This is a genomic window from Streptomyces sp. NBC_00286 (assembly GCF_036173125.1).
Taxonomy (GTDB): Bacteria; Actinomycetota; Actinomycetes; order Streptomycetales; family Streptomycetaceae; genus Streptomyces.
This window is the reverse complement of sequence record NZ_CP108054.1, coordinates 4,170,995-4,193,533: the sequence shown is the minus strand read 5'-3', so window position 1 is coordinate 4,193,533 and position 22,539 is coordinate 4,170,995. Positions and strand designations below refer to the sequence as shown.

The 22,539-nt window shown below is 69.1% G+C and carries 22 protein-coding genes and 1 pseudogene; 11 read left to right on the top strand and 12 right to left on the bottom strand.

Going from position 1 to position 22,539, the window contains the following annotated elements; all coding sequences use genetic code 11:
* Nucleotides 1-32: 32 nt before the first annotated feature.
* Nucleotides 33-1,808: an amylo-alpha-1,6-glucosidase gene (locus OHT21_RS18930; RefSeq protein WP_328769518.1), complete on the top strand. Its 1,776-nt coding sequence runs from the start codon at nt 33-35 to the stop codon at nt 1,806-1,808.
* Nucleotides 1,809-1,861: 53 nt separating this feature from the next.
* The gene (locus OHT21_RS18925; RefSeq protein WP_328769517.1) at nt 1,862-3,742 is read left to right on the top strand and encodes an RICIN domain-containing protein; all 1,881 of its coding nucleotides are present in this window, start codon (nt 1,862-1,864) and stop codon (nt 3,740-3,742) included.
* Nucleotides 3,743-3,961: 219 nt separating this feature from the next.
* Here OHT21_RS18925 and OHT21_RS18920 read toward each other — a convergent pair whose 3' ends face one another.
* From OHT21_RS18920 to OHT21_RS18895, 6 genes are all read right to left on the bottom strand, one after another.
* Nucleotides 3,962-4,579: an ABC transporter ATP-binding protein gene (locus OHT21_RS18920; RefSeq protein ID WP_328769516.1), complete on the bottom strand. Its 618-nt coding sequence runs from the start codon at nt 4,577-4,579 to the stop codon at nt 3,962-3,964.
* On the bottom strand, nt 4,576-6,240 hold the full coding sequence (locus tag OHT21_RS18915) for a hypothetical protein (protein WP_328769515.1): 1,665 nt from the start codon (nt 6,238-6,240) through the stop codon (nt 4,576-4,578). The genes OHT21_RS18920 and OHT21_RS18915 overlap by 4 nt, the downstream gene beginning before the upstream one ends.
* Nucleotides 6,233-6,787, bottom strand: coding sequence for a hypothetical protein (locus tag OHT21_RS18910; RefSeq protein WP_328769514.1), 555 nt, complete (start codon nt 6,785-6,787; stop codon nt 6,233-6,235). Before OHT21_RS18910 ends, OHT21_RS18915 begins: the two co-directional genes overlap by 8 nt.
* Before the next feature lie 45 nt (nt 6,788-6,832).
* Nucleotides 6,833-7,081 carry a hypothetical protein gene (locus OHT21_RS18905; protein ID WP_328769513.1) on the bottom strand — a complete coding sequence of 83 codons (249 nt, stop codon included), beginning with the start codon at nt 7,079-7,081 and terminating at the stop codon, nt 6,833-6,835.
* Nucleotides 7,082-7,097: 16 nt separating this feature from the next.
* The gene (locus OHT21_RS18900) at nt 7,098-7,655 is read right to left on the bottom strand and encodes a hypothetical protein (protein WP_328769512.1); all 558 of its coding nucleotides are present in this window, start codon (nt 7,653-7,655) and stop codon (nt 7,098-7,100) included.
* A 136-nt stretch (nt 7,656-7,791) separates the two neighbouring features.
* Complete coding sequence (locus OHT21_RS18895; protein WP_328769511.1) at nt 7,792-8,013, bottom strand: hypothetical protein; 222 nt, start codon at nt 8,011-8,013, stop codon at nt 7,792-7,794.
* Between the two features lie 104 nt (nt 8,014-8,117).
* On the opposite strand from OHT21_RS18895, the gene OHT21_RS18890 reads away from it, so the two are divergent.
* Entirely contained in the window at nt 8,118-8,780 is a 663-nt protein-coding gene (locus tag OHT21_RS18890) for a TetR/AcrR family transcriptional regulator (RefSeq protein WP_328769510.1), read from the top strand.
* Nucleotides 8,781-8,926: 146 nt separating this feature from the next.
* Nucleotides 8,927-9,760: an MFS transporter gene (locus OHT21_RS18885; protein ID WP_328769509.1), complete on the top strand. Its 834-nt coding sequence runs from the start codon at nt 8,927-8,929 to the stop codon at nt 9,758-9,760.
* Between the two features lie 358 nt (nt 9,761-10,118).
* Here the strand turns inward: OHT21_RS18885 and OHT21_RS18880 are convergent.
* Nucleotides 10,119-10,307, bottom strand: a pseudogene (locus OHT21_RS18880) (chorismate-binding protein); the annotation flags it as partial.
* A 36-nt stretch (nt 10,308-10,343) separates the two neighbouring features.
* Here OHT21_RS18880 and OHT21_RS18875 point away from each other — a divergent pair.
* The 3 genes from OHT21_RS18875 (at nt 10,344) to OHT21_RS18865 (ending at nt 12,563) form a co-directional block, all read left to right on the top strand.
* Nucleotides 10,344-10,868, top strand: coding sequence for a hypothetical protein (locus OHT21_RS18875; RefSeq protein WP_328769508.1), 525 nt, complete (start codon nt 10,344-10,346; stop codon nt 10,866-10,868).
* Nucleotides 10,869-11,146: 278 nt separating this feature from the next.
* The gene (locus OHT21_RS18870; protein WP_328769507.1) at nt 11,147-12,040 is read left to right on the top strand and encodes an alpha/beta hydrolase; all 894 of its coding nucleotides are present in this window, start codon (nt 11,147-11,149) and stop codon (nt 12,038-12,040) included.
* Nucleotides 12,041-12,089: 49 nt separating this feature from the next.
* Nucleotides 12,090-12,563 (top strand): hypothetical protein, encoded by a 474-nt coding sequence (locus tag OHT21_RS18865; protein WP_328769506.1) that lies wholly within the window; start codon nt 12,090-12,092, stop codon nt 12,561-12,563.
* A gap of 19 nt (nt 12,564-12,582) precedes the next feature.
* On the opposite strand, the gene OHT21_RS18860 is transcribed toward OHT21_RS18865, so the two are convergent.
* Nucleotides 12,583-12,771, bottom strand: a complete 189-nt coding sequence (locus OHT21_RS18860; RefSeq protein ID WP_328769505.1) for a hypothetical protein — start codon at nt 12,769-12,771, stop codon at nt 12,583-12,585.
* Between the two features lie 387 nt (nt 12,772-13,158).
* Between OHT21_RS18860 and OHT21_RS18855 the strand changes: the two genes are divergently transcribed.
* Entirely contained in the window at nt 13,159-14,178 is a 1,020-nt protein-coding gene (locus tag OHT21_RS18855) for a methyltransferase (protein ID WP_328769504.1), read from the top strand.
* Between the two features lie 59 nt (nt 14,179-14,237).
* On the opposite strand, the gene OHT21_RS18850 is transcribed toward OHT21_RS18855, so the two are convergent.
* Genes OHT21_RS18850 through OHT21_RS18840 form a run of 3 tightly spaced genes read right to left on the bottom strand, consistent with a single transcriptional unit; the run spans nt 14,238 to nt 16,477 of the window.
* Nucleotides 14,238-14,714: a YybH family protein gene (locus tag OHT21_RS18850; RefSeq protein WP_328769503.1), complete on the bottom strand. Its 477-nt coding sequence runs from the start codon at nt 14,712-14,714 to the stop codon at nt 14,238-14,240.
* A complete protein-coding gene (locus OHT21_RS18845; protein WP_328769502.1) occupies nt 14,711-15,394 on the bottom strand; it encodes an SDR family NAD(P)-dependent oxidoreductase in 684 nt (227 codons plus the stop codon). Before OHT21_RS18845 ends, OHT21_RS18850 begins: the two co-directional genes overlap by 4 nt.
* Before the next feature lie 21 nt (nt 15,395-15,415).
* Nucleotides 15,416-16,477, bottom strand: coding sequence for a methyltransferase (locus tag OHT21_RS18840; protein WP_328769501.1), 1,062 nt, complete (start codon nt 16,475-16,477; stop codon nt 15,416-15,418).
* 369 nt (nt 16,478-16,846) lie between these two features.
* On the opposite strand from OHT21_RS18840, the gene OHT21_RS18835 reads away from it, so the two are divergent.
* Nucleotides 16,847-17,008 carry a hypothetical protein gene (locus tag OHT21_RS18835; protein ID WP_328769500.1) on the top strand — a complete coding sequence of 54 codons (162 nt, stop codon included), beginning with the start codon at nt 16,847-16,849 and terminating at the stop codon, nt 17,006-17,008.
* A 76-nt stretch (nt 17,009-17,084) separates the two neighbouring features.
* Here OHT21_RS18835 and OHT21_RS18830 read toward each other — a convergent pair whose 3' ends face one another.
* Nucleotides 17,085-17,540 carry a hypothetical protein gene (locus OHT21_RS18830; protein ID WP_328769499.1) on the bottom strand — a complete coding sequence of 152 codons (456 nt, stop codon included), beginning with the start codon at nt 17,538-17,540 and terminating at the stop codon, nt 17,085-17,087.
* A gap of 1,617 nt (nt 17,541-19,157) precedes the next feature.
* Here OHT21_RS18830 and OHT21_RS18825 point away from each other — a divergent pair.
* A complete protein-coding gene (locus OHT21_RS18825) occupies nt 19,158-19,931 on the top strand; it encodes a bestrophin-like domain (protein ID WP_328769498.1) in 774 nt (257 codons plus the stop codon).
* Nucleotides 19,932-20,061: 130 nt separating this feature from the next.
* Nucleotides 20,062-22,398: a family 2 encapsulin nanocompartment cargo protein terpene cyclase gene (locus OHT21_RS18820; protein WP_328769497.1), complete on the top strand. Its 2,337-nt coding sequence runs from the start codon at nt 20,062-20,064 to the stop codon at nt 22,396-22,398.
* Nucleotides 22,399-22,539: the final 141 nt, after the last annotated feature.

Here is a 22,539-nt window from a genome sequence, read left to right as displayed (position 1 = left end):
ACCTCCACCGCTGAAGAATCGAGTAACCCCTCATGACCGCGGCCCGATCCGGACCGGCCTTCTCCCTCCATGACATCCCGTTCAGCACGTACGGATCCTGGTTCGACCTCTCGCCCGTCGTGGCGGAGAAGACGTACGCCGAGGACCTCCACCTGGTCTCGCACCAGAACGGCATGCACGCGGTCCTGCGTCTGGTCCCCCTCGACGCGGCCACCGGCGACCGGGCCGAGACCCGCGTGGAGGCGACACCGGGTCTGCTCAGCTGGACCAGTGCGGACGGGCAGATCGAGCTCGCCTACGAGACACCGGACACCGTCCGCCTGCGCGGCGAGGGGCTTGACCTGCGCGTCGCCGCGGCGGCGAAGACCCTGACCCCGTTCAGCGGCAGCTACTTCTACCGCGACCCGGTCGACGGCGCGTACCTGCTCACCTCGTACGAGACCGGGCGTCGCTATCGGATCACCGTGCTGTCCGGTGCCGTGGCCGACTCGTCCGGCACGGAGGCTCTCGGCAGCGGCGAGCGCGGTGTCACCGTCACCGCGGATGCCGACGGGGGCGGCGGGACCGGCGGGGCGTGGGAGATCGCCGTCGAGGAGCTGGACTCGGCGCGGCGGCCCTTCACCTCCTCGGCGACGTTCGACCAGGTCGTGGCGGCGGCGCAGCGCTCGTTCGCCGAGTTCGCCGACGTGGCGGCCCCCTGGCGCTCCTCCAGCACCCCGGCCGCCGAACTCGCCGCCTACGTGGTGTGGTCCGCGACCGTGCGCCCGGCGGGCCTGGTCACCCGGCCCGCGGTGCTGATGTCCAAGCACTGGATGGACAAGGTCTGGAGCTGGGACCACTGCTTCAACGCCCTTGCCCTGGCGGCCGGTTCACCCGATCTGGCCTGGGACCAGTTCTCGTTGCCCTTCGACCACCAGGACGACAGCGGGGCGCTGCCCGACTCGGTCACGCACTCCGAGGTGCTCTACAACTTCGTCAAACCGCCCATCCACGGCTGGACCCTGGGGCAGCTGCGCCGACGCCTCCCCGAACCCCTCGACCGGGCGGAACTGGCCGAGACGTACCACAGGCTGAGCCGCTGGACCGACTTCTGGCTCACAGCCCGGCGAGCACCCGGCGCCGCCCTGCCGCACTACCAGCACGGCAACGACAGCGGCTGGGACAACGCCACGACCTTCGACCCCCAGCGGGTGATCGTCACCGCCGATCTGGCCGCCTTCCTCATCCTCCAGCTACGTGAACTCGCCGCCCTGGCCACCGAGTTGGGGCGCTCCGACGAGGCCCGGCGGTGGACGCGTACGGCTGACGCGACCCAGGCCGCGATGCTCGACCAGCTCTGGACCGGTGACCGGTTCGTCGCCCGCGCGGTCCACAGCGGGGACACCTGGAGCACCTCCAGCCTGCTCGACCTGATGCCGATCGCGCTGGGCGAATACCTGCCGGAGGAGGTCAGCAGCGTACTGGCCGAACGTATCGAGGCACACCTGACCGCGTTCGGCCTGGCCACCGAACTGCCCACCTCACCGCACTACTTGGCGGACGGCTATTGGCGCGGCCCGATCTGGGCCCCCGCCACCGTCCTCGTCGAGGACGGCCTGCGCCGCGCCGGCCACGTGCGCCTCGCGGACGAGATCAGCGCCCGCTTCCGCACCCTGTGCGAGACCAACGGCTTCGCGGAGAACTTCGACGCCCTGACCGGGGCGGGCCTGCGCGACCGCGCCTACACCTGGACCGCCAGCAGCTACCTCCTCCTCGCCGAAGCCCACGAGCTCCGGCACGCCGCACCCGCCGCGCACACCGGCGGCTGAGAGACCCCTGGGCACCCCCCGCCCAGGCAGCACCCACCCCCTCGGGAGAACACATGCGTATGTCCCCCGCCTTTCCTCCGCCCAGACGCACCGCGGCGCCCGGCTCCGCAGGAGTCCGCCGTCTTCGGCGGACCACCGCGCTCGCCGCGTTGCTCGCGTCGGTAGCGGCCGTCGTCCTGCCCGGCACGACGGCCCAGGCCGCCGACACCACCGTCACGGTCGACTTCGCCAACGCCGGGGGCGCCCCCACCTACCGCGCCTCGGGCACGATCTACGGCATGTCCGAGAACGGCTCTCTGCCCCAGGAGCACTTCTACAAGGACATCAAGTGGCAGTTCATGCGGGCCGGGGGCGCCCAACTGGACAATCCCGGCGGCTGGGTGGCCGGCAAGTACGACCGCCGGTGGAACTCCACCCTGGCCCAGTACAAGCGCACCAAGGCGCTCGGCGGGACCTTCGCCATCCTGCCGCACGACCTGTGGGGTGCCGACGGCACGTCATCGCCCACCTTCCCGGGTGACAACGGCGACTGGTCCCGCTTCGACGCCTTCTACGACCGCCTGCTCGCCGACGCGAAGGCTGCGGGCATGACCGACATCCAGTGGGACATCTGGAACGAACCCGACTGGCATCCCTTCTGGGACCGGCCGCAGGCCCAGTACCTGGAGATGTGGAAGCGGGCCTACCAGCGGATCCGCGCGGTCTTCCCGAACGCGGTGATCGTCGGCGCCAGCACCGCCGGCAAGCCCGCGTCGGGCGGCTCGGCCTGGTGGGACACGTACCTGGACTACGTCAAGGCCAACAACGTCCAGCCCAACATCTACAGCTGGCACGACCTGCCCGGCGACCCCGTCGCCGACTCGAACGCCGTCAGGTCGAAGCTGGCGTCCCGGGCGATGACCACGAGCCGCCCGTTCCAGATCAACGAGTACGCCAACCCCGACGAGCAGACCCCGGGCCGTGGCGGCTGGTACATCTCCCGTCTCGAGCGGGCCGGGGCGGACGGCCTGCGCGCCAACTGGGCCTCCGCCGACAACCTGCACGACTTCCAGGCGAACCTGCTCACCAAGAACAGCGCGGGACAGTACCTGCCGCTGGGCGAGTGGTTCCTCTACCGGTACTACGGCTCCCAGACCGGCAACATCGTGAACGTCGTCCCGGGTACCGGCACAGACGGCCTGGCCACCAAGGACAACACGGCCCGGAACGCCAAGATCCTGCTGGGCAGCAACGGCAACACCGGAAATGTGACCGTCGCCCTCAACCGGCTCGACACCACGTCCTTGGTGGAGAACGGCCGGGTCCGCGCTGTCGTCCAGCGCGTTCCCAACAACGGCGGCGCCGCAGTGTCCGGCCCGGTCACCGTCTCCGACCAGACCCTGACCGTCAGCGGCAACTCCGCTTCCGTCAGCGTGCCGTGGACGGATTCCAGGGACGGCTACACCGTCACCCTGCTCCCGCCGTCCAACACCACGATCTCCACGGTCGCGGTCGTCCAGCACAGCAACCAGTGCCTGGACGACACCAACCTGTCCACGAGCAACGGCACGCAGTACCAGCAGTTCCACTGCGAGGGCGGCTACCAGCAGATGTTCGACTTCAAGCCGGTCGCGGGCCGGGCGAACACCTACGCGGTGGTCAACCAGCACAGCGGCAAGTGCCTGGACGTCTCGGGCCGCTCCACGGCCAACGGCGCCGCCGTCATCCAGTACACCTGCAACGGGGCCACCAACCAGATGTTCACCCTCAACCCCGTCACCGCGCTGGGCAACAGCAAGGACTACCAACTGACCGCCGTCCACAGCGGCAAGTGCGTCGACGTCAGCGAGATCTCGACCACGGCCGGCGCGAAGATCCACCAGTGGACCTGCGACCCCGCGAGCACCCTGACCAACAAGAAGAACCAGATCTGGCGCCTGCTCGGCAAGAGCTGAGACCGGCCCGCACATCCGACGGGGTCTCCCGGCTGCTGCCGGGGGACCCCGCACGGCGGCGGATCGACACCAGCACCCCGTGCTCAGGTCAGATTCAGCACCATGGCGTCATACAGCGGCGCGTCCGCGAACGGCTGCACCTCGCCGAACTGAGGGACGGCGGACAGAGAGCCGCGGATCGTCCCGGGGCCGTACTCGGCACCAGGCTCTGCACCTCGATCACGCGTCCTGCCTTGCCGTCAGCTCGATGGTCCGGTCGAGGAGCCCGGTGACCGGGGCGGTTGTGTGGGACACCAGGACGATCGTCCGGCCGTCCTTGCGCCGGCGGTCCAGGTCGTCTCGTACGGCGCGCTCGGCTGTTTCGTCCAGTGCATTGAACGGTTCGTCGAGCAGCAGCAGCTCTGGGTCGTGAGCGGTGGCACAGACGAACCCGAGCTTCTTGCGCTGGCCCAGGGACAGTTCACCCACCAGGTTGTCCTGTCGGTCGGCCAGTCCCAGGGCATCGGCGCGTTCCAGCAGTTTGCCCGTACGCAGGCCCCATAGCCCCGCTATAAGCGCCAACTGCTCCCAGACGGTGAGGTGTTCGTAGAGCGGCGGGGGTTCCTGGAGGAAGCCGCGCAGCGCTCGCACCGCTCGGTCACCCGGTGGCTGTCCGGCGACGGTGACACGGCCGGCGGTGGGGCGGTGCAGGCCGGCGAGCACGTTCAGCAGGGTGCTCTTGCCGCAGCCGTTGGCCCCGGCGACGCGGACCGTTTCTCCCTCCGCGATCCAGGCGCTGAATCCGTCCAGGACCACGGTGTCGCCGCGGCGTACGACCAGGCCGTCGATGTCGATCATTTCGCTGTCCCGGCTTTCTGGGCGTCGAGTGACGTCGGCCATGCCGTCGGAAGGTCTCGCGTGCGCACCGAACCCAGACAGGCGAAGGCGGCCATGAGGGACACGACGAGCAGCACGGACTGGGCCACGGGTAGGGCGCTGCCGTCCAGGAGCGTGGCGCACAGCCCCGCACCCGCCGTCACCGGCAGGGTGAACAGCGCGATGAACACGCCGTCCACGATCTCCGCACTCGGCCCCCGGGAGATCCGCCCGCCCTCGAAACCCTCCGCGCGTGGCACGCAGTAGTGGGTGAGTACGGTGGCCGTGCCTGTCGCGACAGACACGACGACCAACGCCAGCAGGGCTGCCGTCCACTCCAGCGCACTGCTCACCCCGCCCAGTGCTGCCGCACCGAGGCAGAACGGTCCGATCACCGCCCCTACGGTGACCGCGGAGGTCAGAGCCTTGCCGACCGGCCAGGCTCCGGTCGGACCGGGGGTCTGGCGCAGGAGGTCCCAGCCGCGGTCCGCCTCGATGCCGCAGACCTGAACCACCTCACTGGTGGTGATCAGCGCGGCCGCGACGAAGATGCCTCCGAGCGCCGAGGGGTGGAGCTGCCACAGCGGGTTTCCCAGGGCGACGACGGTGGCGCAGACCGTCCCCGTGAGGATGCTCAGTCGCTGCAGCCGGGCAAGACCGCCGACGGTCTCCGGGTGCCCGCGCCGAAGCCGTAGCCAGGTCAAGCGCCATGTGGGATCGCGTGGGGCCGGCCGGTCAGCGGGAGTGGAGGCGCGGGTGTGCGTGTAGGTGACGGCCGCATCGGTCTCGTCGCGGCGGGCGGTGCCTCGTACCCGTACAACTGCCAAGGCCAGCAGGCCCAGCACCGCCATCGCGTATCCGGCCGTTGTCCAGGCGAGCTGGTCCTGCTCGTGCAGGGCCGTCCACAGCTGTGGACGATTTCCGGTGACCGCGTCGCCGAGCGCCCGCGCCAGCCGCTGCTCGGCCTGGTGGGCGTCTTCACCCAGTACGCGGACGAAGGGAGCGGCCAAGATGCCGAGCAGGCATCCGACGGCCACCGACAGCACCACCCGGGGGATGTGGGCGACGCGCACTACGCGGACCATGAAGGCGGCTACCAGCAGGACGCGCAGCACGGCAACGGTCATGACCACACCGGCCAGATTGACCATGAGCAGGGGCAGTACTTCCCGGCCCGCTGGGGTGGCGGCAAGCCACGGCACCACCACCGCACCGACAGCGAGCAGCAGCGCGAGGGCGGTCCCGGCCACGGGCAGGACGAGCCGGGCTGCCACCACCTGGCCGCGGCTGATGGGCAGAGAACGCAACACGCTCTCGTCCGGCGGGCGCACCAGCGCGCGCCCGAGCCCTGGCTCCACGCTCATGAGCTGGTGAACGGCCCACAGCACGGCAGGTGCCCAGGTCCATGCGGCCAGAGTGTCGCCGGACACGGTGGACGGCGGCGCGAGGGTGCCCAGCGTCCGCCCCAGGACGACCAGCGCCCCGAATGCCGCCGCCGCGCCGGCGCAGACGACGAGCCGGGCCGAACGGCGGCGCCGGCGGCCCGAACTTCCCGCGCCGACCGTCAGGTTCAGACGCCTTCGCAGGTCCGCCAGCAGGAGTGCGGCCACTGCCCGGATCCACATCCATGCACGCTTACGCATCGGCGGGAGCCGCCTCGCCTTGAGGCGACCGTCCCCGTCCCGGGCCCCTTGCGCTGCCGAACCGTTGGGCCGGGCAGAGGATGGTGGCAGGAATCACCAGCACCAGAAACGCCCCAGCCAGGAACTTCGGCTCCGGTGCCGTCGAAAGCCTCAGTCCGAGGAAGCCGAGCGGCGCCCACCACAGCGCACCGCCCACGATCATCAGCAGGCTGCCGGACCGGGCGAGCGTGACCAGCAGGCCCAACGTCAGCAGGGTGACTCCACTGATCAGCCAAGCCACGTTGAGAAGTTGGAGAAGCTCCATCACGTTGTCCGGGTTGCCCGTGACATCGTTAGAGGTCTCCACCGCCCGGCGTGTGTCCGCCTCGGTGGCTCGGAACACGAAGAAGTAGCCGATCGCACTGGCCCCGGCCCCTATAGCGGCAATTCCACCGGCTATCCGGACACCAGGACGAGCGATCCCGTCCACCACCACGATCCAGCAGCGCAGGCCGAACGCGATGAGCCTGGGATTTCCCAGGGTCTTGAAGATGAAGCGGTGCAGCATGGAACTCCGGTGGGGTGTGGCCACGGTCATGGGGGGGCGAATGAGTCAGGAGGGCAGCAGCAGAAACGCCCCGGCGTACGCCGCTGCCATCAGGGCCGCGACCGCACTGGACCGCACCCAAGAGGCGCCGACCGTCCGTCCTGCCCACACCAGTGTGCCGACCAGCAGCACCAGCCACCCATCAGGGGACGTCAACGACGGAACAACTCCGCTGAGTTGTTCACCTCGCACCCCGACCGTAAGGGAGTTGGCCAGCACGCTGGAACTCCAGGCGACGGCTGTGCCGAGGCCCACGGCGCCCCCGCGCGCGTCACCCTTGGTCCGTCTGGTCCGTCCTTGTCAGGGCCTCGGTGATCAGGCGGGTGGCGAAGTCCTGGTCGTCGGTGACCCTGTTGATGTGCTCTGCGAGGAGGACGGCTGTGGCTTCCAGGGGAGTCATCTCGGCGTCGGTCCAGGGGCCGTACTGTTCGCGCCACAAGTTGGGGCTGAGGCCGGTGCCCGCGGCGATGAGCAGGCCGGCCATGGTGGGGATGACCTCGGGGCGGAAGGTCTTGGGCATCATGCGCATCGTGGCCACGAGGGCGGGCACCACGTACTCGATGACGTCCTTGTCGTGGTCCTCGCAGGCTTTCCGCAGCCACTCCATGAACGAGTAGATGAGCGTGCCCGTGCCCTCCAGCAGCTCATCGATTCCCGTAGGGCCCAAAGAGGCGGCGAACTGCTCGACCATCTGCTGCTGTTCGGCGTCGCTCTCGCTTTCGGTCTCGGTCTTGCTGTCGTAGATGGCTTTGAGCCGAGAGTCGATCATCAAGAGCGCTCCGCCGATGTCGCCGACGGGTGCGTACTTCGGGTCACAGGGCGATGACATCGGGCTCCTCCTCATGCGACCGCAGTGGGTAGCGCGGCATGTTCGTACGGTAGTCGGCGATCGGGTGGCGGGGCGGCAGTCTGGCGAATCCCGGCGGGAGTTCGCCTGCCGCCGCTCGGCCCGCGGCCGCCTCACCTCAGAGGTCGTCGTTCGGAGCCTCGTCGCGCTGCTGCTGAGTCCGGCCTCGGGCGACACCGATTGCCACCCCGAATCCCAGACCGAGCGCGATCCCGAGACCCACATTGTCCGCGAGCGCCCCGAAGGGGATGCCGAAGGCCATGCCTAGGGGGATCCAGAGTGCGAGCGCGTTGTAGGTGGACGAGTCGTTGGACCCGTCGCCTTCTCCCCGTTTCGTCATGTGGTCATTCTGCATGTCGGGGGCAACACCCCTGAGTGCCCGCGGAGCGTCCTGAATGGTTGGGGCGGACGGGGCGGGTGCAGGAGGTTCGTTAGGGTTTCGGCATGTCGAGTGCAGCGGGCGTGGGGGGCGGAGTGCCGTATCGCCGCAGGCGGCGGGGGGTGTTGAGCCGGGCGGCGGTCGTGGACACCGGGCGGGGGATCGCCGAGCAGGAGGGGCTGGACGCGGTCACGATTCGGCGGGTGGCAGCTGAGCTCGGTGTGTCGCCGATGGCGCTGTACCGGCATGTGTCGGACAAGCGTGAGCTGGTCGTCGCGATGCTCGATGACGTGGCTCGGCAGCTTCCGCGTCTGCCAGAGGCCGGGGAGTCCCGGGAGCTGCTGGCGCTTGCCTTTGTCGGTCTGCGTGACCATCTGGCTGCCAGCCCTTGGGCGGTGGAGGCGTTGCGCGGCGGTGAGCTGTTCGGGCCGGCCGTACTGCCGTATCTGGAGCGGGTGTTGGAGCTGCTCGAGCGGGCGGGGCTCGGTGAGCGGGAGGCCGTGGATGCGTACTGGGCGTTGTGGTGGTTCACGTTCGGGCATCTGACCAATCTGCCCGCGACGTTGCCCGCGGCCCGTCGCGAGCGGCTGGGGTTGTTGTTGAGGTCCGGGGCGGAAGAGCTGCCGCGGGTTCGGCGTATGGCTGATGTGCCCTTGGATCCGGGGGCGGCCGGCCGGGCGTTCCGGGCCGGGTTGGACGCGTTGATCGACGGGCTGCTGCCGGGCTGAACTCGCGCTGATTCCGCGTCGTCGGACCGGTATGTGATGTGGGTGCGAGTGAGGTTCCCGTGGCCTGAAGTTCCTCTTCTTCATTGCCCGTTGTGGCGCTCTGACCTTTAGTGTACGTAGTGCACAAAGGGTCTGAGAGGTGGCCCATGACCGAACGGTCCCCGGACGCGGACAACGACAAGGTTCCGACCGCGGAGGCCGGTTCCTCGTCCCCGGACGGCGGCAGCCGCTGGCTGCTCGCGATGACGTGTCTGGCCGCTGTACTGATCACCCTCGACATCACCGTCGTCAACGTCGCCCTCCCGCAGGTGGCGGCCGACCTCGACGCTCAACTCGGGGATCTGCAGTGGGTGGTGAACGGTTACACGCTGATGTTCGCCGCCCTACTGCTGCCCGCCGGCTCGATATCCGACCGCATCGGCCGCCGGCCGGTGTTCCTGGTCGGCGTGGCGGTGTTCACGCTGGCCTCGCTCGTCTGTGGCGCCGCGCCGAGTGTCGGCTGGCTTATCGCGGGGCGTGCGATCCAGGGCGTCGGTGGCGCGCTGGTGCTGTCCACGGCGCTGGCGCTGATCGCGGGCGCGTTCACCGGCCGGGCGCGGCAGTCGGCGATCGGCGCGTTCTCCGCCGCGGGCGGCGCGGACCTCGGGGTAGTTCGAGCAGCTGGCGGAGGGGCTTCCGCCCGCGGCGCGGGAGGGCGTACTCGAGGCGGCGCGGGGAGCGCTGACGGACGGGCTGGCGCAGATCAGCCTGATCGCGGGTGTGGTGGCGATGGTCGGGGCGGTGGTCGCGCTGGTCCTGATCCGCGGCAAGGACCGGCTGGCGGTGGCCGTACCGGAGGAGCAGGAGGCCGAGGCAACTGCCTGACGGCTCACGGCAGGAAGGCGGGCCGTGTCCCTTCCGAGGGCGCGCCCGCGCGGCCCGCCGCGCTTCGGTGGCTGGCGCTGGCGACCAGCGCCGAGCTCGTCGCTGGTTGCCGCTGAGTCGGCCGCGCTCGCTGTCCTCCTCGAGCGCCCGAGCTTCCCCGCCGTTGGCCTGCAACCTGTATCGGGACGCGGCCGTACGCCGTAGCCCCGATACGTCGCTGGGGGCGCCCCCCCGAAGAAGGGCGCCCCCCAGCGACGTACGAGCGAACGAAGACGCCTGTGGGCGCGAGCAGCAACTGCTCGCGCCCACAGGCGTCTTGTGCGTTCCGATCCGTACGGCATCGTGGGATCGGGCTCGGGCTCCAGCGTCGCCACGGCCGCAGGCTCGGCCTCGTGCCGCCGCTCCCGGTCGGTGGCGAGCAGCCGGTCGAGTTCCTTGAAGCGGCGGCCGTGGCGCGCGAACTGGGCGCTCAGCGCCGCCATCGCTGATCTCGGGGCTGAACCCGGCGGCCTCCCAGCCACCGAGCCGCAACAGGAAGGACCGCGCGGGAGCGTTCGCACGACGTCCGGCGAGATAGGTGGCGGGCAGATCGAGCAGGCCACGGACAGGCACCGTCCGCGACAGGATCACCTTCTCCAGCAGCCCCGCCCTGATGTCGGCCACGGCACGGGCCACCGAAGTCCGGTACTCCTCGCTGCCATGGCCCTCCACGTCCGCCGTCACCTCGGGCCCGGCGGTCGGCACCCACGAATCCGCCCGGACGCGCGCCGCAGCCAGACGCAGCTCCAACTCGTCGAGACCGTCCAGGTCTTGGGCACGCAGCAGGGCCGTACCTCCGTCCAGCCTGATCTCGCGGCTCAGCACCATCAGCCGCACCAGCTCCGGAAGCCCGGACCCGTTCGCGGCGCCATGCGTGGCACCCGAGAGAACGTGGGCGAGGTCGAAACCCGCCCAGCCGTACGCCCTCCAGCCGCTCATCTCGACGAGCGACAACGCCTCGGCGAACGCGTCGAGGGGCCGCCCGGGCGCCCGCTGTTCCGGCCGCCCGCCCGCCGGACGCAGTACGGCACCGCGCTCGGTGACCGAGACCGAGATGCGCTCCCCTCCGCCCACGCGACGGTCCCGTGCCGTTCGTACCCGACGTACGGGCCGGTCGCCGTCACCGCGAGCGCGGCCGCCGTGGCGACCGGATCACCGGCGGCCGGGACACGGCGCTCCACATAGCCGGGGGTCGGACTCACTGCAACTCCTTCGTGCGGCGGCCTGCCCGATGGGCAGCTTTCGGACAGGACCGGACCTGGATCGATCGGGCGCGTACGAGGGGCTGCACTCGAGTGGCAATTCTAGGGGTTTGAAAATCATTTTCAATAAATGGGGTCGAATGAGAGCTACCTCACACCCCAAACGGTCCTGCGGAAGACGCTCCCATTGCGCGACGCGAGTCGAGAGTTCATCATCAGGAAACCTGTTAATTTAATGTTTCAGTGATAGGTGGTTGGACCATGCCCTTCAGCACCGACGTCCAGGCCAGAGGCATCCAGTTGCTGCTCAGCGGCATGATGACCCGCGTACACGAGGAACTGCGCTTCACGGACGTCCCCAAGCGCACCGAAGGCCTCCAGGTGCCCACGAGCGCCGGACCGGTGAATTGCACGGTGTACCGACCGCCGGCCTCCACCGCCACCCCCGCCCCGGTGTACGTCAACTTCCACGGCGGCGGCTTCGTCGTGCGCCGCCCCGAGCAGGACGACCACATGTGCCGCTCCATCGCGGCCACCGCCGGCTGCGTCGTGATCAACGTGGACTACGACGTCGCCCCGCAGCGGCCGTATCCCGCCCCCCTCACGCAGGCGTACGACGTCTGCGCGTGGGTCGCCGACAACGGCACCGCGGGTGGCTGGGACGGCTCGCGCCTCGCCGTGGGCGGACACAGCGCCGGAGCCAACCTCACCGCCGGGGTGTGCCGCATGGCCCGGGACCGCGGCACCTTCACTCCCCGGCTGCAGATCATCGACTCCGCGCCGCTCGACCAGGCCGCCGACCCGTCCACCAAGCTGTCCCCCATCGCCAAGCCGCTGCTCAACCCCCACCTCATACGGATCTTCACCGCCGCCTACGTCCCGGACCCGGCCGAACGCGCGGATCCCCTCGTCTCGCCCGCGCTGGCCGACGACCTCGCCGGTCTGCCGCCGGCCCTGGTCATCACCGCGGAGCACGACCGCCTGCGCGACGAGGGCGACGCGTACGCCAAGGCTCTGGAGGCCGCGGGTGTCACGGTCACCCACCGCGTCTTCACGGGCGTCGACCACTACTTCACCCACACCGGTCCGGTGCCCGAGGCCAAGGAGGCCATCGAGCTGATGGCGTCCACGCTGCGCACCGCACTCAGCGCCTGACGCCGTCACGCGCCCGGCGTTGTCAGTGGGGCCTGGCAGCATCGGGAGCATGGACTACTGGCCCTACCCGCCGGATGAGGCGGACCGTCTCGATCCCTTCGACAGCGAGCGCACCGAGACGCAGTACGTCCTCTTCGGCGGCCACCGGCCCACCTCGGCGTTCGCCGATCCCGCCTGGTTCGGCCACCGTGATCTGCACCTGTATGTCCCGTGGGGCTACAAGATCCTCCGGATGGCCCAGAAGGTGGCCATCCACCGCCATGGTGACCTCGTACGGGAATGGCCGGTGCTGCATCGCGACCCTCGCGTCGACCCGGTGGACACGCCCGCCGGCGAGACGCTGTACCTGGACAACTGGAAGCGCAGCGTCTGCGGGTACCGGATCCTGACGTCGCCGACCGAGATGACGGCCGCCGAGGACGCGTACGACTACGCCGCCGCAACCGAGTTGGCCCGCGCCGCCTCGCGCGCCGAGGGGCGTGCTCTGGTGGTGTACATGTATGACGCCGAGAACTGGCACTGAGATTGACACGGGGGTGCGGTCAGACGGCCAGGAACTCCCGGGCCGCCGCCGCCCCCGCCGCGGCGTCCCAGCCGCCCTTGCCGATCACGGCGGTCACGTGTGACTCCGTGACGTCGCCGTCTGCCGCGATGAGTGCGTCGCATCCGAACCTGATCCTCGACGTTGCCGAGGATGGCGTTTCCCCGAGCGCCTGACGCGCCGTGGACATCGACGACCACCGCGTCGCGCACCCTGGCGCCGCGGGCCTTGACCCGGAAGTCCCCGATCGAGTCCGGGCTCAAGGCCGGCAGCCGGAAGACGGCGCCGAGCTGCGACTCCCACTCGCGCCGTAAGGCCTCGACCCGCGCGGCCCGGCGCCCGCGCGGGTCGAGTCCAGTAAGAACGCCCCGCGCGACCCCTCGGTCTTCGGTGCAGCGTTGGTCATCGTCCACCTCCATGCGCTTGGACAACGTTGTCTCGTGGCGCGGATGTTCCGTCCTGATGCCGCTGTGGTTCAAGGTCGTGCTGCGCCGGCCTTCCTAAGCTTCGCCGGGAGTGGCAAACCCAGTGCGGTTCCGGGTGCTACGCATAAATGAGGACAAAGAGGAGAGCGCTGATGAACCCGCCGATGCCGATACCGAAGCCGACAGATGTCATGTTGCAGATGGCGGGAGGCTTTCAGGTCTCCCAGGCCGTCTACGTCGTGGCCAAGCTGGACCTGCCGACGATGCTGGACGAGGCCGGCGGCCCGCTGACGGTGAGCGAACTGGCGGAGCTATCCGGCGCGCAGGTCCAGCACCTGCGCCGCCTGCTGCGCACGCTCGCGTCGATGGGGGTGTTTCTCCTCGACGGTGACGAGGTGTCCCTGACACCTATCGGCGCGACGCTGTCCCGCAATGCCGACGACTCGCTGCACGCGGTGGCGCTCATGTGGATGGAGACCCACTACGCACCCTTCGGCGATCTGCTCCACACGGTCAAGACGGGCGAGCCCGCCGCGAACCACCACCTCGGGAAGTCCTTCATCGACTGGGTGACCGAGAACCCGGACCGGGCGCAGTTGCTCAGCGATGCGATGGCCTCGGTCACCAAGGGCCTTCGTACCGGCATGTTCGACGACTACGCACTGCCCGCCGGTGAGCTGGTCGCCGACATCGGGGGAGCCGACGGCAGCGTTCTGGTCGAACTCATCAAGGACCTGCCCGACCGCCGGGGGATCGTCTTCGACCTGCCGCCGGTGACGCAGGCGGCGCGGGCCACCATCGCCGCCCGCGGGCTCGACGGCCGGGTCGAGGTCGTCGGCGGTGACTTCTTCGACAGCGTGCCCGCCGCGGACGTATACGTACTCAGTGCCATCCTTCACGACTGGGACGACGCCTCCGCTGTGCGCCTGCTCCAGTCGGTGGCCAAGGCAGGCGGATCCGGAGCGCGGGTGCTGGTCATCGAGACCGTCGTGCCGGACGGCGGTGAACCGCATCTGGCCAAGATGAGCGACCTCACGATGCTCGGCATGGCGCCCGGGATGGAACGGAACCGGGCGGAGTACGAATCGCTGCTCAACGCTGCCGGCGTCGGCATCGACAGGGTCGTACCGACGTCGACTCCGTACTCGATCATCGAGGCGACGGTCGCCTGAGCGGACGTCAGCCAGGGCGCGGGGGCGCCCTGGCTGACGTAGCACCAGACGGTCAGTGGTCAGCCCTTGAGCATGATGGGGCGGCGGAAGCTCGCGTAGGTGTACTTGCCGGTGATGCGCAGCTCCTCGTCGAAGTGGAAGATGTCGGTTCCTTCCCAGCGCATCCGGCTGCCGTAGCGGGCGCGGAGGGCCCAGCGCAGCACAGACTTGGTGCCGCAGGTGTGCTGGGGCGCCAGGTCGAGACGGCAGGTCCAGCGGATGGCCGCGCGACGCTGCTGTTCGTCGATGAGCCGGTCGTGTTCGTCGAAGGTGACCAGGCCGAACTTCCCCGAGAAGATCGGCACGAACGCGGCACGGATCTGTGCGGGTCCGCGGTGGACGGCGCCGTCGCCGGGACGGTACTCGGCGTCCTCGGCGAAGAAGGACATGGCGAGGTCGAGGTCCTGGACGTTGAAGCTGTCGACGAAGCGGTCGATGGTCTCGGTGAGGGCCGCCCTGGGCTTCGCGTCCCCGCTGGGCTTTGCGTCCCAGGTCACCACGGGACGACCCCGTCGGCACCGAGGAACTGTCCCGTCGGGCCGTCCGGGCCGAGGAGAGCAACCTTGGCGACGGTCGCGGCCGCTTGGGCCGGCGGCTGGCCCACCTGACCGCCCATCATGTCGGTCGCCGTCAGACCCGGGTCTACGCAATTGATCCGCATAGCCGGATATGCCTTGGCGTACTGGACGGTGAACATATTGAGGGCCGCCTTGGAAGCGCGATACACATCCTGCGGGTAGGCGGCGAATTCGTCGTCCGGATCGGCCGATTTGGCCAACGAGCCAATGCTGCTGGTCACGTTGACGACCGCCGGCCGCGTCGACTCCGAGAGGAGAGGCAGAAAGGCCGTCGTGACGCGTACGGCACCGAAGACATTGGTGTCGAAAATCTGGTGCACGAGGTCGGACGTGAGGTTTCCGATGTGCGTCGGCGGTTCCAGCAGGCCCGCGTTGTTGACCAGTACGTCGAGTTGGCCGACGGTCGCGGCGGCAGCTTGGGCGGAGGCGTCGTCGGTGACGTCGAGCCGTACGAATCGCCCGCCCAGCTCGTCGGCGGCGCGCTCCCCTCGGGCCTCGTCCCGGCAGCCCAGCCATACGGTGTGGCCCTCGGTGATGAGGGCACGGGCCGTTTCGTAGCCAATACCCCGATTGGCACCGGTAATGAGAATTGTTGACATGGCATTCCCCTGACCAGCTGGTCAGATGGCCTCGAGTTCCATGGCGAAGTAGCCGCCGCCGACGGGGTAGGTCTTGCCGCGGCGCCAGCAGGTGGCCTCGAAGAGCGCGTCGAATTCGTCAAGGTCTCGTTCGATGCCGCCCGTGACGCAGAGCATCGTCACGTCCGCGATGGTGGCGAAGTCGGGCTTGCCGATCTCCTGGTCGACGAGCATTTCCACCACCAGGGCGCGCCCGCCTTCGCCCGCCGCGGAACGGCAGTTGCGCAGGATCGTCGTACAGCGCTCGTCGTCCCAGTCGTGGAGCACGGTCTTGAGGAGGTAGAGATCCGCGTTGCGTACTTCGTCGAAGAAGTCGCCCGGCACACCGGAGAAACGGTCGGACAGGCCCCGCCGTTCGGCCTGCTGGATCGCGTCCTCGATGGCGTGCGGCAGGTCGAGTACCTGGCCCTGCAGAGCGGGATCGGCCTCCATGAGCGCCAGTACGAGGTGTCCGTCGCCGCCACCGACGTCGATCGCCGTGGACAGGCCCTTTGTGTCGGCCTCGGCCAGGATGCCCTGGGTCACCATGCCGGCCAAGTCCCGCATGGAATCGGCGAACAGCTTGGCCTTGTCGGCCTTCTCCGGCCGCGCGTAGTAGTCGAAGACGTCCGCGCCCAGCGCCTTCTTCGCCTGGCTCGTGCCCTGCCGCACCGCCTCGGGGAACAGGCTCCAGGGCTGCCAGTGCGACTCCCCGGCCTGGATCAGCACCAAGGAGCGCAGGGAGCCCGGCACATCGGTACGCAGCATCTGGCCCCGCCCGGTCAGGCCGAAGCGCCCCGACCCTTCGTAACTGAGCACTCCCAGCGAAGCGGCGGCACGCATCAAACGGAACGTGGACCGCTCATGGCTGCCCTCGCGCTCGGCCACCTCCTTCGCCGTGCGAGCTCCGTCGGCAAGGTGGTCGGCGATGTTGAGTTCGGCAACCGCGTGCAGGGTCTGGAGGATCGCGCCGCCGGCGATCATCTGCATCAGGCCTGCGACATCCGCCGCCGGGTCGCCGGCCGCCTCGTCCGTTGCCGCGTGAGTCGTGGTCGTTTCGTTCATGGAAGTCGTACCTCGTGCCTCTCGTGTCCCAGAGGCCTGTAATTTTGTTCGGGTTCGTGTGGGGGCGCTTGCAACTGAGCGACACATCCATGGGATTTCCGTGCCTTACCCGAAAAGGGCGACGGTGAGAGGCTTCAGTCCCAGTCGTCCGTGACGGTCAGTCATGACGGCGCACTTGATGGCATAGCCCTGATCTGCACCGCATGCGGCCGGTTGCTCTGCGCGAACTGCGCACTCGAAGCCAGCGACAATCCCTACCTGCCGAAGTGCGACAGCTGTCGAGGCCCGATAGCCATCCCGATGTCGCGTTGAGATACGCGGATTTCGCCGATTCCGCAGTCATCCGTTCGACTCGACGAGGGGGGCCGCGTGCCGCCGCACTTCATGAGGATGTCCGGGTTCTACCTCGTTGTGATGGGCATCGGAGGGCATCGCGTCCTGGATATGCCGACCTGGCTCAGCGTATGGAACGTCGTGCTGGGTGTACTCCTCATCGCCTGCGCGACGTCGAACGGGGCGGGTGAGGAGTGACGCGCACGCCCGTTGAGGAACGGGCGTGCGGGCAGCCACTGAAAGGCCGTCGGACTCCGTACGAGGGACCTTGGGATCAAGACTTGGTGGTGTCCACGACGAAGCGGCGACTGAGAGTGATCTCGCTCCAGAGCAGGCCCAGGTCGGTGGTCACCGTCAGCTCGTAGTTCCCGTCCCGCAACGCCGCCACATCGAGCACCCGGTGGTTTCCGACCCAGAGGGTGGGAACGATCTCGCCGTTCAGCCTGACCTCGACATTGCGCAGCGCCTCACTGTTCAGCGACGCGTCGTCGCCGCTGCCGTCCGTGTCTTCGGTGTCCACCGTGAGCGTGCCCTTGGAAAGCGCGGCGGCGTTCAGCACGCCGTTGCTGGGGATGCCGCGTATCCGAAGCTCCGGCTGGTTCACCGCGTTGGACACGGCAATGCCGCCGATCACCAGGGCGGTGGCAACAGCGGCAACCAGAAGCGCGATGAGCGCCCTGCGCAGGGACCGGGCTCGTACAGGGTCCGACGTCTTCAGGGTCCGCCGCATGGACACATCCTTCAGGAGTTGCTGCTGCCAGTCGTCGGCTCCGCCTCTTCGCCCCGCGGGCCCGGGGACACGGACTCGCGGGTGTCCGGCGACCCTGATGGTGCCACGTCAATCGTCAAACGGCATCCAGTTCGCGTTCGCACGTCACGGGCTCGTAAGCGTCCGATTGCCGGGTGGGGTGCCTACCGGGGTGGGGGCGACATGTTGTATCGCGGCTGCGGGTGCGTTGTGGCTTCGCACTGTTCCCCAGCCCCGCCCCTTCCCGAAACTGGGGCTCCGCCCCAGGCCCCCCGCCAGGGGGTGGTGGGTGACACTTCGTGTCGCGTCTGCGGGTGCGTTGTGGCTGGTCGCGCAGTTCCCCGCGCCCCTAAACAGCCTGCGACTGCCCGCACCCTGAAGAGCAAGCGAACCGAAAAGCCCGCACCACGACGAAACCGGCACCCTCCCTCCGGCGGGAGGGGACGTGGGCCGGTGCGTCGTATGCCCGTCGCTTAGCTTCGGTCTGGGCACACCAGCACCCTGTGGAAGCAAGGGGCCGTATGCCCTGTTGGCGACGGGCTGACGCACCGGCCCGCGGCCCCGCACCCACCAACCACCTAGGGGCGCGGGGAACTGCGCGAGCAACCACAACCCACCCGCACCCGCCCAACCGCCGGAGGCACCCCGCTCCTGTCTATTCGCACAGCAGGTCGTGGCATGGCTCGTCCGAGGGGTGCGCGACGTATCCCGATTGCCCGCAGGTCTGCCTGCACAGTCTTGAAGACATGACGGAGTGGGGGATCAGGCCGGCCCGCGGGGGACTGACGCGAGTGAGCATCGCCGCCGTTGTCGTGCTGGGCTCGGTTGCACTCACGGGTGGTGCGGTGCGGGCGGATTCGGCCGACACGGACAACCCGCCGTCCCACGGTGTACGTGTCGAAGTGACGGCGGGGCCCGCGCCTGGATGCCGTGGGATCGTCGTTGACACCGAGGGCAGCCACTCCCTCCTGACCGTGGGGTGTGACGCCTGCCCGCACTCGTACGTGGCCGTGACAGCGCGCACGGCGCCCCATCCGCAGCTGAGCCTCGTATGGAAGCGACCGTGCGAGAGGCCACCCGCCACGCCGCCCGCGACGCCCCCACCTACTCCGCGTCCTGAGCCCTCGCTTCCGAGCCCCCCTGCCCCCACCCGTACCGCACCGGCACCCACCCCTACGCCACCTGCCCCCACTCCTACCTTCCCGGCACCCACGCCCTCCCCACCGAGGGCCGCGGCTCCGCAGACCGCGCTTCCCGTGCCGACCCGGCCGCACCCCTCGAAGGCGGCCGGTACGCCGAGCCAGAAGCCGAAACAGCCGGAGCGGGCGGCGCCGGCCCCGCAACCCGTCAAGCACCGGACGTACCAAGCCCCGCCGCGCAGAGCGACACGCGACGGGACCCCGTTGATGACCCTGGCCCTGCTGCTCATCGCTCCGGCGGTCCTGGCCGCGGCGGCCCTGCGCACACGTTCCTCGTCCGGGGGCGGCGGCCGTTAGGGCCCGGTTCGCGCCCCCTCACCACCGCCACAGGCTGAAACGCAGCGACCGGACCAGGCCCCCACCGCAAGCCCCACCGACCCTGCCGCTCTACGGAGGCTCCATGTCGCAATGGCTGGTCCTGGCCCTGGTGATGGCCTCGGCCTGCGTGGTGGTTCTGGCCATCACCCTGCTCAGGCACCGGCGTATCCCTGACGACGACGATCCCACCGAGACCCCCGATGTCATCGAGTACATGACCATGATGATCGGCGTTGTCTACGCGATCGTGCTCGGACTCGCCATCGCCGGTGGCTGGGAGGCGCGCGGTGCCGCGCATGAGAACGTACGCGCCGAGGCCCAGGCCCTGCACGAGGTCAACGAGCGTGCCCAGGCGTACCCGGCGGCCGTACGGGACCGCATCAAGAAGGACATCGACGCCTACGTGCAGTATGTGGTCGACGAGGAGTGGCAGGTCATGGCCGATCACGGCGAACTGTCCGACCGGGGAACGGAATTGTTCGCGCGGGTACGCAAGGACGTCGCCGGCTACGAACCGCGGACCGACCAGGAGGACCGGGCCTACCAGCCGATGGTCGACCAGGTCGCCGTCGCCGATGACGCCCGGGGTTCCCGGGGCGACAGCGCGGGTGGGGCGATGCCGGGTGTGGTCTGGTTCGGTCTCATCGCGGGCGCGCTGGTGACGATCGGCATGATCTTCACCCTGCAGATCCGCACCTCCCCACCGGAATTGCTGCTCGCCGGCCTGTTCAGCGCCCTGATCGCCTTCCTGCTCTTCTTGATCTGGGAATTCGACTCGTCCTTCAGCCGGGACGCCGGCACGGCGGCCGGCCCCTTCCTCGACCTCTTCCCCGCCGTCGACTCAACCGCACGCTGACCGCCGTCGGCTCAGCCGCACGCTGACCGCCGTCGGCCACGGCCACGGCGCCGTCCCGGAGAGCCCGTCGTCCGAAAGAGCGACGCATCCGGAAAGCAGCACCTCCACAGAGAGGAACGAGAGGCAGACCATGTCACAGCCCTTCAAACTTCCGGACTTCTACGAGCCGTACCCGGCACGGCTCAGCCCCCACCTGGAGACGGTGCGGAAGGACTCCAAGACCTGGGCCCGCAGGATGGGGATGATCGAGGGGTCGGAGGTCTGGGACAGCCGTGACTTCGACTCCCACGACTACGCCTTGCTGTGCTCGTACACCCATCCCGATGCCCCGGCCGCCGAGCTGACCTTGGTCACCGAGTGGTACGTGTGGGTGTTCTTCTTCGACGACGACTTCCTGCGGCGTTTCAAGCGCAGCCAGGACCTTTCCGGAGCCCGCGCCTACCTCGACCGGTTGCCGGCCTTCATGCCGATGGAGCCCGGGGGTGCGCCCGCGGAGCCGGCCAGCGCGGTCGAGCGCGGCCTGGCCGACCTGTGGGCCCGCACCGTGCCGGCCATGTCCCAGGACTGGCGCCGCCGGTTCGCGACGAGCACGAAAGCCCTGCTCGAGGAATCCCTGTGGGAGCTGCGCAACATCTCCGACGGCCGTGTCGCCAATCCGCTGGAGTACATCGAGATGCGGCGCAAGGTGGGCGGTGCCCCCTGGTCCGCGGGTCTCGTCGAGTACGCCGCGGGCGCCGAGGTGCCGGAGCCGATCGCTGCCTGCCGTCCCATGCTCGTGCTCCGGGACGCCTTCTCCGACGCGGTGCACCTGCGGAACGACCTGTTCTCCTACCAGCGGGAGATCGAGGACGAGGGTGAACTCTCCAACGGCGTACTGGTCTTCGAGAAGTTCCTGGGCTGCGACACCCAGCAGGCCGCCGACGCCGTCAACGAGCTGCTCACCTCTCGGCTGCAGCAGTTCGAGCACACCGCGCTGACCGAGCTGGCACCGTTGTTCGCCGAGCACGGCCTGCCCCCGCAGTCCTGCGCCGACGTCCTGGCCTACGTCAAGGGACTCCAGGACTGGCAGGCGGGCGGCCACGAATGGCACATGCGCTCCAGCCGCTATATGAACGGCGCGGCCGGGGGCTCGACGACCGCAGGCTCAACGGCCGGGGGCTCACCGGTCAGGGCGAGCGCGTCAGCCATCCCGGGCGGTCCGGCGGGCGGCCTGGCGGGTGTCCTGCACGGTCCGACCGGTCTGGGCACCTCCGCGGCCCGCATCACGGCCTCGGTGGCGGCGACGATGCCGAAGCGGTTGCGCAGCCACGCGCATGTGCCGTTCCAGCGGGTCGGGCCGGTCCCCGTCCCCGAGCTGTACATGCCGTTCACCACAGAGCTGAGTCCTCATCTGGACGACTCACGCGAGCACGTCGTCGACTGGGCCCGCACGGTGGGCATGCTGGAGCCGCTGCCCGGCGTGCCCGGTCCCGGCATCTGGGACGAACACAAGCTGCGGGCCTTCGACTTCGCCCTGTGCTCGGCGGGCATCCATCCGGACGCCTCCCCCGAAGAGCTGGACCTGACGACGCACTGGCTCACCTGGGGAACGTACGCCGACGACTACTACCCCGCCGTGTTCGGACCCCGGTCCGACCTCACCGGCGCCAGGCTGTGCAACGAGCGGCTGTCCGCGTTCATGCCGGTGGACTCCACGGCGGTCCCCACCCCGGCGAACGCGCTGGAACGCGGGCTCGCGGACCTGTGGTCCCGTACGGCCGGCCCGATGACGACCGCCGCACGCCGCGCGTTCCGCGGCACCATCGAGGACATGACCGGCAGCTGGGTGTGGGAACTGTGCAACGCGGCGGAGAACCGCGTCCCCGACCCGGTCGACTACATCGAGATGCGGCGCAAGACCTTCGGGGCGGACCTCACCATGAGTCTGTGCCGCCTGTCCCACGGGCGCACGGTGCCGCCGGAGGCGTACCGGAGCCGTCCCGTCCAGGCGATGCAGAACTCGGCGGCGGACTACGCGGCCCTGATCAACGACCTGTACTCGTACCAGAAGGAGATCGAGTTCGAGGGTGAGATCCACAACGCCGTCCTCGTGGTCCAGGACTTCTTCGACTGCGGCCTCACCGAAGCGCTCGGCATCGTCGCCGATCTGATGACCTCGCGGATGCGGGAGTTCGAACGCGTGGTGTCCACCGAGCTTCCGGAGATGTTCGACCAGCTGAATCTCGACTCCGGCACACGGGCCACGCTCACCGGGTACGCACAGGAGCTCAAGCACTGGCTTGCCGGAATCCTCATCTGGCACCAGCAGTGCCACCGGTACGAGGAGGCCGAACTGCGCCGCCCGGTGGGTGGCTGGACCAGCCCGCCCACCCGTCCCACAGGTCTCGGCACATCAGCGGCTCATATCCCGGCCCTCGCATGTGGGCTCAATTTCATGCCCGAAAAGAGCCCGTCAAAGCGGAAGTAGTCCTCTGGGGAATGCTCGGTGGTGCCCGTTCGGTGGCATTTCATTCCCACTCGTTTGAGTTATGGAAAAGCGCCGGTTTCAAATGTCACGCTTTTTCAGCACGTCGAAAAACTGTCGAAAAACTGATTCTCCATCACAAAC